The organism is Flavobacterium azizsancarii (assembly GCF_027980145.1).
In the GTDB taxonomy this organism is placed as follows: domain Bacteria; phylum Bacteroidota; class Bacteroidia; order Flavobacteriales; family Flavobacteriaceae; genus Flavobacterium; species Flavobacterium azizsancarii.
On the sequence record NZ_JAMZNK010000006.1, the window covers coordinates 1 to 15,527 of the forward strand.

The following is a 15,527-nucleotide window of genomic DNA, read 5'->3' on the forward strand; positions in this document are numbered from 1 at the left end:
TAAAAAGCCTTATGATTACACCCAAAAGATACAAAAAAAAGAGTAGAAAACTTTTAGCTTCTACTCCTTTAATTAACAATTATTCCTGAAAAGGACTTTTTCAGTGCCCTCATTTATTTAGTCCGGCTTTTCTATTTATTCTTTTTTTACATCAGTTTCTGAATAATAATCTCTTCTGTGATTCCTTCAGCATCTGCTTTATAGTTTTTAATAATTCTATGACGCAAAATTCCGGTTGCTACCGCTTTTACATCTTCGATATCCGGTGAGAATTTACCATTAAAAGCTGCATGTGCTTTTGCTGCCAAAATCAAGTTTTGTGATGCTCTTGGCCCCGCTCCCCAATCTAAATAATTTTTCACAAAATCATTTGACAATGCATTGTCCGGACGTGTTTTACTTACCAAAGTTACTGCATATTCAATCACATTATCCGCCACGGGAATTCTGCGAATCAAATGCTGAAAATCGATAATTTCCTGAGCAGTAAACAAAGGATTAATTATTGTTTTAACATCAGACGTGGTACGTTTAACTACCTGAACTTCTTCTTCAAAACTTGGATATTCCAGCTTAATAGCAAACATAAAACGGTCTAATTGAGCTTCTGGTAACGGATACGTTCCTTCTTGCTCAATTGGGTTTTGAGTCGCCAAAACAAAATAAGGCAAATCCAGTTTATAATTTTGTCCGGCAATTGTAACTGAACGTTCCTGCATTGCTTCAAGTAAAGCTGCTTGAGTTTTTGGGGGCGTTCTGTTAATTTCATCTGCCAGAACAATATTAGAAAAAATTGGACCTTTGATAAATTTAAAATGCCTGCTTTCATCAAGAATTTCACTTCCTAAAATATCAGATGGCATTAAATCGGGCGTAAACTGAATTCTTTTAAAATCTAATCCTAAAGCCTGCGCCAAAGTATTTATCATTAACGTTTTTGCCAATCCCGGAACACCTATTAAAAGTGCGTGTCCGCCTGAAAATATACAAAGTAAAATTTGATCTACAACTTCATCCTGGCCTACAATGATTTTTGCTATTTCGGTTTTTAATTCGTTTCTTTTTTGAACTAAATTATGAATTGCTGCTACGTCAGACATTTAGATATGTTTTTAAAATTGAAAAGAGTTAGCTTTATGAATTCATAAAACTAACTCTTTTTATTTATTTAATAAAAATTATTTTTTCAACCAATTGTATACAAAATTACAATCTCTGTATTCTCCAATAATCTTAATGTAAGTATCTTTTATTTTAGTATCAAACCACTTTGAGATGGTTGTGATTTGTTTTTCTTTCAATGCTAATTCTTTAATCTTAGTGTAATCTTTAGCATAATCTGCTGTATGAGCATCAATTCTATTAGTGATAGTAATTAACTTATATGTTTTTTTACCTTTATCATCCGTGTTCAGAATTGGCTGAGAAACTTCATTGTCTTTTAGATTAGAAACCTGGCTGTATAAAGTTGGATCCATTTTAGTCAACTCAAAACGAGTATCCTGAGTATTAGGATTTACTAAAGTTCCTCCGTTTGCTCTGGTTTCTTTTTCATCAGATTCAGTTCTTGCGGCTTCAGCAAAAGTAATTTCTTTGTTTACTATCTTATTTCTTATATTGGTAATTCTTTCTTTAGCATCCTTTAGAGCATCTTCAGATACTGTAGGCGAAATTAAAATATGACGTAATTCAACTTCCTGACCTTTTATTTTATCAATCATAATAATATGATATCCAAAATTAGTTTCAAATGGCTCAGAAATTTCACCTTCACCTAAACTAAAAGCAACATCTTTAAACTCTTTTACAAAAGGAGTTTTTCTGGTCATTTTGTAATACCCTCCATTAGGTGCTGATCCTGGATCCAGCGAATATAAAACGGCTTTTGTCGCAAAGCTTGATCCTTCAAGAACATCTTTTCTGATCGCGTTTAATCTGTCGATTACTTTTTGTTTATCTTCTTTTGAAACTTTAGGTTCTACAACAATCTGTGCTACTTCCATTTCAGCTCCAAAAGTTGGCAATTCGTCTTTTGGTATTTTCTTAAAAAAATTACGAACTTCTTCTGGTGTAATTTCAACTGCATCAACAATTTTTTTAGTCATTTCTGACGCCAATTTTTGTTCTTTCAAGATATCAGAAAAATAGGTTTTGAATTCCTCTACTGAATTCTTTTTATAATAAGCAACAACCTTGTTGATATCCCCAACTTGTTGAATCATATAATTCAATCGGTCATCCATCATACTTCTAACTTCAGCATCACTAACCACAATACTATCCTGAATTGCCTGGTGCGCATACAATTTATCTTCTAAAAGCTTACCTAACATCTGGCATCTTGTAATATCTTTTGTAGAACCTCCTGATGCAGAAATTTCTAAATATCCTTTATCAATATCAGAATCTAAAACAATATAATCTCCAACATTAGCAATAATACCATCAATTTTTTGCTTGTGTCCAGAAGGAATTTCAACTGGTTTCTTAATCACAGTATCTTTTATAATTTCCTGAGCTGAGATAATTGAGGTGAAAAAAAATAAAAAACACATTGTCAATATTAACTTGTAATCAATTGTTTTTAACTGTAATTTTTTTAATAACATTATTTTAAATTTAATTTGAATGTAAAGATCTTGCTTTAGAATTTCGTTTTAAACTAAAATCACTTTACAATGTATTTTCAATGTTTATCCTGAAAATACTAAATAATTAAGATCTAGTTCAATTTACCTTATAACGAACAAAAATAACAATTCAATTACATAATACAACTATCGGCTATACTATTAACAAAAAATTATATGGATGATCGTTGAATTTCATACAGGACAACTGTTTCTATGGGATTAATCTCTTTAAAAAAACGGCAGTAATCTTTACCACAATGCTCACAAAGATCGATTTGATGAATATTTTATATACATTCAAAAGAAGCAACTTTTGATAAAATAAAAAAGTTATCAATACTACAACGTTTTCGCTGTATAAACATTTTCTTATAAAAACAAACCGAATCAAAAAACACATACTTTAGATAAATAATTGATAATTATTAGGGGATAAAATTACGAATAGCATTTACAAAACCTTTAATAAATATCAAATTACAAACTTTATTATCTAACCTAAACCCAAGTCTAACTATGAAAAAACCTATTGTAAAGATTTATCTGCTTGCAGCAATTACTATATTCCTATATTCGTGCTCGCAGAACGAAACAAATGAAACAGATCTAAAAGCTTCAAGTCAGCAATTTGAGATCATTAATGTTACCCATCATGACGGAAAACCATTCAGCACCGGAACTTCCAGTTCATCCCTAACAGGAAAATATGTCGATAATCCGGGCGGAGGAGTTATGATGCAAGCCTTTTATTGGGATGTTCCTGCCGGAGGAAATTGGTGGAATACTGTAAATAGTAAATTAACCGCGTGGTCAAATGCCGGGATAGGATCTATTTGGTTACCTCCTGCTTCAAAAGCTCAAAATGGGGCATTCTCTATGGGATATGATCCAACGGATTATTTTGATTTTGGAGATTACAACCAAAATGGTTCTGTAGAAACCCGATTTGGCTCTAAAACCGAATTGGTAAGTCTGATCACAAATGCACATACGGAGAACATGAAAGTATATGCAGATATAGTAATCAATCATAACAGTGGCGGTCAATCAGAAGCTAATCCGTTTACAGGAACAAATACCTGGACAGATTTTAGCGGAATTGCTTCTGGAAAATTTAAACGTTCTTATAATGACTTTTATAAAAACAGTTATGGTAATAATGATGAAGGTGCTTTTGGCGGATTTCCGGATTTATGCCATGCAAATCCGTATGTACAGGATTGGTTATGGGGAAGAGCTGACGGGGTTGGAAAATATTATAAAAACACCATGAAATTTGATGGCTGGAGATTCGATTACGTTAAAGGATTTGGTGCTTGGGTTGTAAATGCCTGGAATGCTAATGTAGGCGGGTTTTCGGTTGGGGAATTATGGGATTCAAATGTAAACGTATTAAATGACTGGGCTAATAACGCCAATAGTTCTGTTTTTGATTTTGCTTGTTATTATAAAATGAATGATGCATTCGACGGAAATAATCTTGCATTATTAAATGACGATATGATGTGGAAAAGAAACCCCTATAAAGCGGTGACTTTTGTAACAAATCATGATACTGATGAAATTTCTAATAAATTATTAGCCTATTCTTATATTTTAACTCACGAAGGATATCCTACAATTTTCTATAGAGATTATGAAGAATGGCTGGATAAAAATAAATTGAACAATCTGATTTGGATTCATAATAACAAGGCTACAGGCACAACTTCGATTTTATATTCAGATGATGACGAATATGTAGCCCGCAGAAATGGATATAATGGAAACCCTGGATTAGTAGTGTACATCAACAATTCAAACACTTGGCAAGAAAGATGGATCCAGACCAATTGGGCAAACACTCAAATTAAAGACTTTACAGGAAATTCAACATGGGTACCAACCACACAAGCAGATAAATGGGTAAAAATTCAATGTCCACCCAAAGGTTATTCAGTTTGGTCAGTTAACCAATAATTTAAATTTTAATAATTTTAAGGCTGTTTGAATAAAAACAGCCTTATTTTTTTGAATGCTGGCTGATTTGTAATAAAACGAAAGTCTTCCTAATTTAAGAAGTGAATATTTTTATTAAGCCGTAATTAATAGTACTTTTGCAACCTATTTATACGAAATATGAGCTTTTTAAAAGAAATACAACGCAGAAGAACATTTGGAATTATATCGCATCCTGATGCCGGTAAAACAACATTAACGGAGAAATTATTATTGTTTGGAGGGGCTATTCAGGAAGCTGGTGCTGTAAAAAACAATAAAATTAAAAAAGGAGCAACGAGTGATTTCATGGAAATCGAACGCCAAAGAGGTATTTCGGTTTCAACATCTGTACTTGCTTTTAATTACCAGGATAAAAAAATCAACATTCTTGACACGCCTGGTCACAAGGATTTTGCTGAAGACACTTTTAGAACTTTAACTGCTGTTGATAGTGTTATTGTTGTTATTGACGTTGCAAAAGGGGTTGAGGAACAAACAGAGAAATTAGTTGCTGTTTGTAGAATGAGAAATATTCCGATGATTGTTTTCATCAATAAGTTAGACCGTGAAGGAAAAGATGCTTTTGACTTAATGGATGAAGTAGAACAAAAGCTTGGTCTTACGGTTACGCCTTTGAGTTTCCCAATTGGTATGGGTTATGACTTTCAGGGAATTTATAATCTTTGGGAACAAAACATTAATCTTTTCAGTGGAGACAGTCGTAAAAATATCGAGGAAACGATCGCATTCTCTGATGTACAAAGTCCGGAATTAGAAAAAATAATTGGTCAGAAACCAGCAGATAGATTACGTGAAGAATTAGAATTAATCGATGAAGTGTATCCTAAATTTGATCGTCAGGATTATTTAGATGGGAAATTACAACCTGTATTTTTTGGTTCTGCATTAAATAATTTTGGAGTTAGAGAATTGTTAGATTGTTTTGTAGCAATCGCTCCGTCTCCAAGACCTAAAGATTCTGAAACTCGTCTGGTAGATCCTACTGAAGAAAAAATGACTGGTTTTGTATTTAAAATCCATGCTAATATGGATCCTAAACACAGAGACCGTTTAGCTTTTATCAAAATTGTTTCCGGAACTTTTGAAAGAAACAAGCCTTATTACCACGTTCGTCAGAAGAAAAATTTAAAATTTTCTAGCCCGAATGCCTTTTTTGCTGAGAAAAAAGAAATTGTCGATATTTCTTATCCCGGTGATATTGTTGGTTTGCACGATACAGGAAATTTCAAAATTGGAGATACTTTAACCGAAGGCGAAATAATGAGTTTCAAAGGAATTCCGAGTTTCTCTCCGGAACACTTTAGATATATTAACAACGCTGATCCTATGAAAGCCAAACAATTGGACAAAGGTATCGATCAGTTAATGGATGAAGGTGTAGCACAGTTGTTTACATTAGAAATGAACAACCGTAAAATAATTGGAACTGTTGGAGCGCTTCAATATGAGGTTATTCAATATCGTCTAGAGCATGAATATGGTGCAAAATGCACTTACGAAAACTTCCCTGTTCATAAAGCTTGCTGGGTAAAACCTGATGATGCTAAAAACAATGAATTCAAAGAATTTAGACGTATTAAACAAAAATTCCTAGCGCACGATAAATACGGTCAATTGGTTTTCTTAGCTGATTCTGACTTTACGATTCAGATGACACAAAGTAAATATCCAAGCGTGAAGCTATTCTTTACTTCAGAATTTGACTAAGTTTTTATTTAAAATACAACATAAAAAAAGCGCTAATTTATAATTAGCGCTTTTTTTTAATTTGAATTAAACCAACCTTTATAAGTTATTATATTCCAAAAATTAATCCTTTTCTACAAGGAGAAACCAATTTAGCACAATAGTTTCATACTAAGAAATTTAGTCGATGAAAGTAAAACTAAATCAGTTGAATTACATTTTACTCTTACCTTAAAAAAAAAGCCCCATTAAAAAAATAATGGGGCTTTAATAATTTATGCTTGTCCTGCCGGACCAAAATTAAGCGGTATTGGTGCTTGTTCCGTCTCTTTGATTTCGCCGTGGGCTGCTTCAAAACGATGAATATTTTCTCCAATTGCTTTTAATAATCTTTTAGCATGTTGTGGTGTCAAGACAATTCTTGACTTTACCTTGGCTTTAGGAATACCTGGCATAATACTCACAAAATCTAAAACAAACTCTGATGATGAGTGGTTGATAATCGCAAGATTAGAATAAATTCCTTCTGCAATAGTCTCGTCTAACTCAATATTAATTTGCTCCTGTTGTTGTTTCGGATTACTCATAGTTTCCTAATTAATAGATATATTCTTCTTTATTAGCCATCATTTCATTGTAATCGTCTTTAGATCCTACGATAGTATTATCGTATTCTCTCATACCAGTTCCCGCAGGAATTCTGTGTCCAACAATTACATTTTCTTTCAATCCTTCCAGATTATCTACTTTACCAGCTACTGCAGCTTCGTTAAGTACTTTTGTTGTTTCCTGGAATGAAGCAGCAGAGATGAATGATTTAGTTTGTAGCGAAGCTCTTGTAATACCTTGTAGAACTGGTGTTGCAGTTGCAGTAATTACATCTCTTGCTACTACTAAATTTTTATCATTACGTTTAAGTAATGAATTTTCATCACGTAAATCACGAGGCGAAATAATCTGACCTGGTTTCAATACCGCAGAATCTCCAGCGTCTTCAACTACTTTCATACCATATAATTTATCATTTTGAACGATAAAATCTTTAGTGTGAATTAATTGATCTTCTAGGAACAATGTATCTCCCGGATCTTGAACTCTTACTTTACGCATCATTTGACGAATAACTACCTCAAAGTGCTTGTCATTAATTTTTACCCCTTGTAAACGGTATACCTCTTGAATTTCATTTACCAAGTACTGTTGAACAGCAGCCGGTCCTTGAATTCTTAAAATATCATCTGGTGTAATTGCACCGTCAGACAATGGTACTCCTGCTCTTACGAAGTCATTTTCCTGTACTAAGATTTGGCTAGAAAGTTTAACTAAATACTTTTTAATCTCACCAAATTTAGATTCGATAACAATTTCACGGTTACCTCTTTTGATTTTTCCAAAAGAAACAACACCGTCAATTTCAGAAACAACCGCTGGGTTAGAAGGGTTACGAGCCTCAAGCAACTCAGTAATTCTTGGTAAACCTCCTGTAATATCTCCTGCTTTAGAAGAACGACGTGGAATCTTAACCAATACTTTACCTGCTTTAATTTTCTCTCCATTCTCAACCATAAGGTGGGCTCCTACTGGTAAGTTATACGAACGAATTAATTCACCTTCTTTACCGTAAACCAATAAAGTTGGAATTAATTTTTTATTTCTTGCTTCAGAAATTACTTTTTCCTGGAATCCTGTTTGCTCATCGATTTCAACCATGAACGATTGTCCTTGCTCTAAATCCTCGTAAGCAATCTTACCAGTAAATTCAGAAACAATTACACCATTATATGGATCCCATTTACAAATAGTAGATCCTTTAGTAACTACTTCACCATCCTTAACGAAAATACTAGATCCGTAAGGGATATTATGTGTATTTAAAACGATTCCAGTTTTCTCGTCAACTAATTTTAATTCAGTTGAACGTGATACTACGATATCTACCGCATTACCTTCACTATCCTCACCTTTTACAGTTTTTAAATCTTCAATCTCAAGTCTACCGTTAAATCTTGTAACAATACTAGATTCTTCAGAAATACCTCCTGCAACCCCTCCAACGTGGAACGTACGAAGTGTTAACTGTGTACCTGGCTCTCCAATAGACTGAGCTGCAATAACTCCTACTGCTTCACCTCTTTGTGTCATCTTACCAGTAGCTAAGTTTCTACCGTAACATTTAGCACAAATACCTTTTAAAGCCTCACAAGTTAATGGAGATCTAACTTCTACTCTTTCAATCGGAGAAGCTTCAATAACTCTCATGATTGCTTCAGTAATTTGTTGACCTGATTGAACTAATACTTCATTAGTAAGAGGATTAATAACATCTTGCAATGCAACACGTCCTAAAATTCTTTCTCCTAAAGATTCAACAATTTCCTCATTTTTCTTCAAAGCAGAAACTTCAACACCTCTAAGAGTACCACAATCTTCGATGTTTACAATAACATCTTGTGATACGTCATGAAGCCTTCTTGTCAAGTATCCGGCATCGGCAGTTTTAAGAGCCGTATCCGCAAGTCCTTTACGAGCACCGTGAGTAGAAATGAAATACTCAAGAATCGAAAGACCTTCCTTAAAGTTAGAAAGAATCGGGTTTTCAATAATCTCACCACCACCGGCAGTAGATTTTTTAGGCTTAGCCATCAAACCACGCATACCTGTTAACTGACGAATCTGTTCCTTAGAACCCCTCGCCCCAGAGTCAAGCATCATATATACAGAGTTGAAACCTTGTTGGTCTTCTCTAATATTTTTCATTGCTAATTCTGTCAACTGAGCATTTGCAGAAGTCCATACGTCAATAACCTGGTTGTAACGTTCGTTATTGGTAATAAGACCCATGTTATAATTCACAGAAATACCTTCAACTTGCTCTCTGGCATCTGCAATTAATTTTGTTTTTTGTTCTGGAATTCTAATATCACCAAGAGAGAATGATAAACCTCCTCTAAATGCGAATTTATAACCCATATCTTTCATATTGTCCAAGAAAGCAGCAGTAGTAGGTACATTAGTCACACTTAAAATGTGTCCAATAATATCTCTAAGGTTTTTCTTAGTCAATACATCATTGATATATCCGGCTGCTTCAGGTACTACTTCATTAAATAATACACGTCCTGCAGTTGTTTGGATAATCTTGTACACTAATTCTCCAGCTTCATTAAAATCTTTTGCTCTGATTCTTACACGAGCATTCAATTCTAATCTTCCTTCGTTTAATGCAATATTTACTTCTTCAGCAGAATAGAATGTTAAGTCTTGACCTAAAATTATGTGTTCTGGTGTAGAGATACGTTCTTTGGTCATATAATATAGACCCAAGACCATATCCTGAGAAGGTACAGTAATTGGCGCACCATTTGCAGGGTTAAGGATATTGTGAGAAGCTAACATTAATAATTGTGCCTCTAAAATAGCCTCTGGTCCTAATGGTAAGTGAACCGCCATTTGATCCCCATCAAAATCGGCATTAAAAGCCGTACATACTAATGGGTGCAACTGGATTGCTTTTCCTTCAATTAATTTTGGTTGAAAAGCCTGGATACCAAGTCTGTGTAACGTAGGAGCACGGTTAAGTAATACTGGGTGACCTTTAATTACATTTTCAAGGATATCCCAAACAACTGGCTCTTTTTTGTCTATAATTTTCTTAGCAGATTTTACTGTTTTTACAATACCTCTTTCAATCAATTTACGGATAACGAAAGGTTTGTATAATTCAGATGCCATATCTTTTGGCAATCCGCATTCGAATAATTTTAATTCAGGACCAACAACAATTACCGAACGAGCAGAATAATCCACACGTTTTCCAAGTAAGTTTTGACGGAAACGTCCTTGCTTACCTTTTAAGGAATCAGATAATGATTTTAATGGTCTGTTAGATTCTGTTTTAACAGCAGAAGCTTTACGCGTGTTGTCAAATAATGAATCTACAGATTCCTGTAACATACGTTTTTCGTTTCTTAAGATAACTTCTGGAGCTTTAATCTCCATTAATCTTTTCAAACGGTTGTTACGGATGATTACACGACGGTATAAGTCATTTAAATCTGAAGTTGCAAAACGACCTCCATCAAGTGGCACAAGCGGACGTAATTCTGGCGGAATAACAGGAACCACTTTCATAATCATCCACTCAGGACGATTTTCGCGGTTTAAGTTAGACTCACGGAATGACTCAACAACTTGTAATCTTTTTAAAGCTTCAGTTTTACGTTGTTTAGATGTTTCGTTATTAGCACTGTGTCTCAATTGGTAAGACAACTCATCTAAGTCGATACGTGCTAATAAATCCATAATACATTCTGCTCCCATTTTGGCAACAAATTTATTAGGATCCATATCATCTAAATATTGATTTTCTTGCGGAAGAGTATCTAAAATATTCAAATATTCTTCTTCAGTTAAGAAATCTAATCTTTGTAATGATTCTCCATCTGCATTTTTAGCAATACCAGCCTGGATTACTACGTATCTTTCGTAGTAAATGATCATGTCTAATTTCTTAGATGGAAGACCAAGGATATAACCAATTTTGTTTGGAAGAGAACGGAAGTACCAGATGTGAGCAATTGGCACAACAAGGTTGATGTGTCCTACTCTGTCACGACGTACTTTTTTCTCAGTAACTTCAACACCACAACGGTCGCAAATGATACCTTTGTAACGAATTCTTTTATATTTACCACAAGCACACTCAAAATCCTTAACAGGTCCGAAGATTCTTTCGCAAAAAAGTCCGTCACGTTCTGGTTTGTGCGTTCTGTAGTTGATAGTTTCTGGTTTCAAAACCTCTCCTCTTGATTCTTTCAAGATAGATTCAGGTGAAGCCAATCCAATTGAGATTTTATTAAATCTTTTAACCGGATTTTTATCTTTATTATTGTTTCTATTATTCATCATAGTTTTTACTATTGATTTATCTGCAATTAAAAAATTGATTTCGCTTTAGTCAAAAGTTTAAAAATCGAAAGTCAAAAGTCATTTTCAGGACTTTAAGACTTTAAGACATTTTACTTTATGACTTTAACACTACCTCGGATTACTTCTCTAAACTTCAAATATCAATGTTGAAGCGCTAATTATAAAACTTTTCAGGTCTAAATAAAAAATCGGAACGGGTTACGGGTATAAATCCTAAAAACTTTTATTTTAATAAACAGCTTCAGTCTCAGCTTCCAGTGTTGAACTGAATACTGAGACTGTAACTGAAAACTTTATTTATTCTTCTAAACGAATGTCAAGTCCAAGACCTTTCAATTCATGCATTAATACATTGAATGATTCTGGTAATCCCGGTTCTGGCATAGACTCTCCCTTAACGATAGCTTCGTAAGTTTTAGCTCTACCAATAACGTCATCCGACTTAACTGTTAAGATTTCACGTAGTGTACTTGATGCTCCATAAGCTTCAAGTGCCCAAACCTCCATCTCTCCAAAACGCTGACCTCCAAATTGAGCTTTACCTCCAAGTGGTTGTTGAGTAATCAACGAGTATGGACCAATAGAACGCGCGTGCATCTTATCATCAACCATGTGTCCTAATTTAAGCATGTAAATTACTCCCACAGTTGCAGCTTGATGGAAACGCTCTCCAGTACCACCATCATAAAGGTGTGTATGTCCGAAACGTGGAACTCCAGCTTCATCAGTTAATTCATTGATTTGGTCTAAAGAAGCACCATCAAAAATTGGAGTAGCAAATTTTCTACCTAAATTTTGTCCAGCCCATCCAAGAACAGTCTCATAAATCTGACCAATGTTCATACGTGAAGGTACCCCAAGTGGATTCAATACGATATCTACCGGTGTTCCGTCTTCAAGGAAAGGCATATCTTCATGACGGACGATTCTTGCAACAATACCTTTGTTACCGTGACGTCCAGCCATTTTATCCCCTACTTTCAACTTACGCTTTTTAGCGATATAAATTTTCGCTAATTTCAAGATTCCAGATGGCAATTCATCTCCGACTGTAATAGTGAATTTTTCTCTTCTTAAAGCTCCTTGTAAGTCGTTTAGCTTAATTTTATAGTTATGAATTAAATCATTAACCATTTTATTAGTAGCATCATCAGCAACCCATTGACCTTTGCTTAAGTGAGCAAAATCTTCTACTGCGTAAAGCATTTTCTGAGTATATTTTTTACCTTTTGGTAAAACTTCTTCACCCAAATCATTCATTACACCTTGAGATGTTTTTCCGTTCACGATCAAGAATAATTTCTCAACCAATCTGTCTTTCAATTCAACAAATTTAGTTTCGAATTCCATTTCTAAAGCGCCTAAAGCATCTTTATCCTGAGTACGTTTACGTTTATCTTTTACGGCTCTTGCAAATAATTTTTTGTCAAGAACTACACCGTGTAAAGATGGAGACGCTTTTAATGAAGCATCTTTTACATCTCCTGCTTTATCCCCGAAGATTGCACGAAGCAATTTCTCTTCCGGAGTAGGATCTGACTCTCCTTTTGGTGTAATTTTTCCGATCAAAATGTCGCCAGGTTTAACCTCTGCACCAATTCTGATCATACCGTTTTCATCTAAATCTTTAGTAGCTTCTTCAGAAACGTTAGGAATATCGTTTGTTAACTCTTCATTTCCTAACTTAGTATCTCTAACCTCTAATGAATAATCATCAACGTGGATAGAAGTAAAAATATCATCACGAACTACTTTTTCAGAAATTACAATCGCATCCTCAAAGTTATACCCTTTCCATGGCATGAACGCAACTTTTAAGTTTCTACCTAAAGCTAATTCACCATTTTGAGTAGCATACCCTTCTGATAATACTTGTCCAAGAACTACTCTGTCACCTTTTCTTACGATTGGTTTCAAGTTGATACTTGTTCCTTGATTTGTTTTTCTAAATTTAATTAAGTTGTATGTTTTTTCATCAGAATCAAAACTTACCATTCTTTCTTCTTCAGTACGGTCGTATTTGATAGTAATGATGTTTGCATCAACATACTCTATAGTTCCATCTCCTTCAGCATTAATCAATACTCTAGAATCTGAAGCTACCTGACGCTCTAAACCTGTACCAACAATTGGTGCTTCCGGACGGATCAAAGGAACCGCCTGACGCATCATGTTAGATCCCATCAAGGCTCTATTCGCATCATCATGTTCCAAGAAAGGAATCAATGAAGCCGAAATCGAAGCAATCTGGTTAGGAGCAACGTCTGTATAGTGTACTGCAGAAGGTTCAACAACCGGGAAGTCACCTTCCTCACGAGCAATAACATTAGTCGCCGTGATTTTACCAGTCTCATCCATTTCAATGTTTGCCTGAGCAATCATTTTTCCTTCTTCTTCTTCAGCACTTAAATAGATAGGTGTACTTACTAAATCAACTACACCATCTGTAACTTTACGGTAAGGAGTTTCGATGAAACCCATTCCGTTAACTTTTGCATAAACACCAAGAGATGAAATCAAACCAATGTTTGGTCCCTCTGGAGTTTCAATCGGACATAAACGACCATAGTGTGTATAGTGAACGTCACGAACCTCAAATCCAGCTCTTTCTCTCGAAAGTCCACCAGGTCCAAGGGCAGAAAGTCTTCTTTTGTGTGTAATCTCAGCTAATGGATTCGTTTGATCCATAAATTGAGATAACTGGTTCGTACCAAAGAAAGAGTTGATAACCGATGATAATGTTTTAGCATTAATCAAATCGATTGGTGTAAACACCTCGTTATCTCTAACGTTCATTCTCTCACGAATAGTTCTCGCCATACGCGCTAAACCAACACCGAATTGTTGAGACAATTGTTCTCCAACTGTTCTAACACGACGGTTTGATAAGTGATCAATATCATCAATCTCTGCTTTAGAGTTGATCAATTCGATCAAATATTTTACAATGGTAATGATATCTTCTTTGGTAAGCACTTGCTTTTCCATAGGGATATCTAAACCAAGTTTTTTGTTCATTCTGTAACGACCAACTTCACCTAAGTTATAACGTTGATCTGAGAAGAACAATTTATCTATAATACCACGAGCAGTTTCTTCATCAGGCGGTTCTGCATTACGCAATTGTCTGTAGATATGCTCAACAGCTTCTTTTTCAGAGTTTGTTGGATCTTTTTGTAATGTATTGTGAATAATACCATAATCTGCCTGGTTATTATCCTCTTTATGTAACAAAATTGATTTTACGTTTGCATCAATGATTTCTTCAACATTATCTTTGTCGATAATAGTATCTCTATCAAGGATGATTTCGTTACGTTCGATAGAAACTACCTCACCGGTATCTTCATCAACGAAATCCTCGTGCCAAGTGTTCAATACACGTGCAGCAAGTCTTCTTCCAATATATTTTTTAATTCCTGTTTTAGAAACTTTAATTTCCTCTGCAAGGTCGAAAATCTCAAGGATATCCTTATCTCTTTCAAATCCAATAGCACGGAATAAAGTTGTAACAGGTAATTTTTTCTTTCTATCAATATAAGCATACATTACGCTGTTTATATCTGTAGAAAATTCTATCCAGGATCCTTTAAAAGGAATTACTCTGGCAGAATAAAGTTTTGTTCCATTTGCGTGGAATGATTGTCCAAAGAAAACCCCAGGAGAACGGTGTAGTTGAGATACTACCACACGCTCAGCACCATTGATCACAAAAGTACCGCTTGGAGTCATATAAGGTATTGTTCCAAGATAAACATCTTGTACAATAGTTTCAAAATCTTCGTGTTCTGGATCTGTACAGTATAGTTTTAACCTGGCTTTTAAAGGCACACTATAAGTAAGACCTCTCTCTATACATTCTTGAATGGTATAACGTGGTGGATCTACAAAATAATCAAGGAACTCCAGTACAAAGTTATTTCTAGTATCTGTAATTGGAAAGTTTTCCATGAAGGTGTTGTACAACCCTTCGTCGCCTCTTTCGTCAGATTTTGTTTCTAATTGAAAAAAATCTTTAAACGATTTTACCTGAACATCAAGAAAATCCGGATATTGAGGTATGTTTTTTGTAGAGGCAAAATTCAATCTTTCAGTCTGATTTGTTATCATCAATGGACAAAATTTTGATTAAAAAAAAGTAGTTTTTTGTGTAAAAACACAATGTTTAATTGATACCTTCTTTTTGTAATCAATACATCTTTAAAAATAACCCGGTAAAAATTGGTTAATTTTTTTTCTTCGTACTGATCAAAAACTTTTTCGTATTTTAAACTATTT

General features: G+C 34.5%; 7 protein-coding genes. 2 read left to right on the forward strand and 5 right to left on the reverse strand.

The annotated features are described in order from the left end of the window. Positions 1-146: 146 nt before the first annotated feature. Both NJT12_RS05455 and NJT12_RS05460 read right to left on the reverse strand, forming a co-directional pair. Complete coding sequence (locus NJT12_RS05455; protein WP_271334888.1) at positions 147-1,100, reverse strand: AAA family ATPase; 954 nt, start codon at positions 1,098-1,100, stop codon at positions 147-149. 78 nt (positions 1,101-1,178) lie between these two features. Further along, positions 1,179-2,609, reverse strand: coding sequence for a peptidylprolyl isomerase (locus NJT12_RS05460; RefSeq protein ID WP_271334889.1), 1,431 nt, complete (start codon positions 2,607-2,609; stop codon positions 1,179-1,181). Between the two features lie 540 nt (positions 2,610-3,149). Between NJT12_RS05460 and NJT12_RS05465 the strand changes: the two genes are divergently transcribed. Continuing rightward, positions 3,150-4,592 carry an alpha-amylase gene (locus NJT12_RS05465; RefSeq protein ID WP_271334890.1) on the forward strand — a complete coding sequence of 481 codons (1,443 nt, stop codon included), beginning with the start codon at positions 3,150-3,152 and terminating at the stop codon, positions 4,590-4,592. 159 nt (positions 4,593-4,751) lie between these two features. Next, positions 4,752-6,341 (forward strand): peptide chain release factor 3, encoded by a 1,590-nt coding sequence (locus NJT12_RS05470; RefSeq protein WP_271334891.1) that lies wholly within the window; start codon positions 4,752-4,754, stop codon positions 6,339-6,341. A gap of 254 nt (positions 6,342-6,595) precedes the next feature. Here the strand turns inward: NJT12_RS05470 and NJT12_RS05475 are convergent, their stop codons facing one another. The 3 genes from NJT12_RS05475 to rpoB all read right to left on the reverse strand — a co-directional run bounded on the left by NJT12_RS05475 (position 6,596) and on the right by rpoB (position 15,359). Then, positions 6,596-6,907, reverse strand: a complete 312-nt coding sequence (locus NJT12_RS05475) for a DUF3467 domain-containing protein (protein WP_072959407.1) — start codon at positions 6,905-6,907, stop codon at positions 6,596-6,598. A 10-nt stretch (positions 6,908-6,917) separates the two neighbouring features. Beyond that, a complete protein-coding gene (gene rpoC / locus NJT12_RS05480; RefSeq protein WP_479686966.1) occupies positions 6,918-11,225 on the reverse strand; it encodes a DNA-directed RNA polymerase subunit beta' in 4,308 nt (1,435 codons plus the stop codon). Between the two features lie 321 nt (positions 11,226-11,546). Then, a complete protein-coding gene (gene rpoB / locus NJT12_RS05485; protein ID WP_271334893.1) occupies positions 11,547-15,359 on the reverse strand; it encodes a DNA-directed RNA polymerase subunit beta in 3,813 nt (1,270 codons plus the stop codon). Between the last annotated feature and the right edge of the window lie 168 nt (positions 15,360-15,527).

Coding starts and splice junctions, on each gene's coding strand:
- NJT12_RS05455 (WP_271334888.1), bottom strand. CDS start 1,100: ATGTCTGACGTAGCAGCAATTCATAATTTAGTTCAAAAAAGAAACGAA.
- NJT12_RS05460 (WP_271334889.1), bottom strand. CDS start 2,609: ATGTTATTAAAAAAATTACAGTTAAAAACAATTGATTACAAGTTAATA.
- NJT12_RS05465 (WP_271334890.1), top strand. CDS start 3,150: ATGAAAAAACCTATTGTAAAGATTTATCTGCTTGCAGCAATTACTATA.
- NJT12_RS05470 (WP_271334891.1), top strand. CDS start 4,752: ATGAGCTTTTTAAAAGAAATACAACGCAGAAGAACATTTGGAATTATA.
- NJT12_RS05475 (WP_072959407.1), bottom strand. CDS start 6,907: ATGAGTAATCCGAAACAACAACAGGAGCAAATTAATATTGAGTTAGAC.
- rpoC (WP_479686966.1), bottom strand. CDS start 11,225: ATGAATAATAGAAACAATAATAAAGATAAAAATCCGGTTAAAAGATTT.
- rpoB (WP_271334893.1), bottom strand. CDS start 15,359: ATGATAACAAATCAGACTGAAAGATTGAATTTTGCCTCTACAAAAAAC.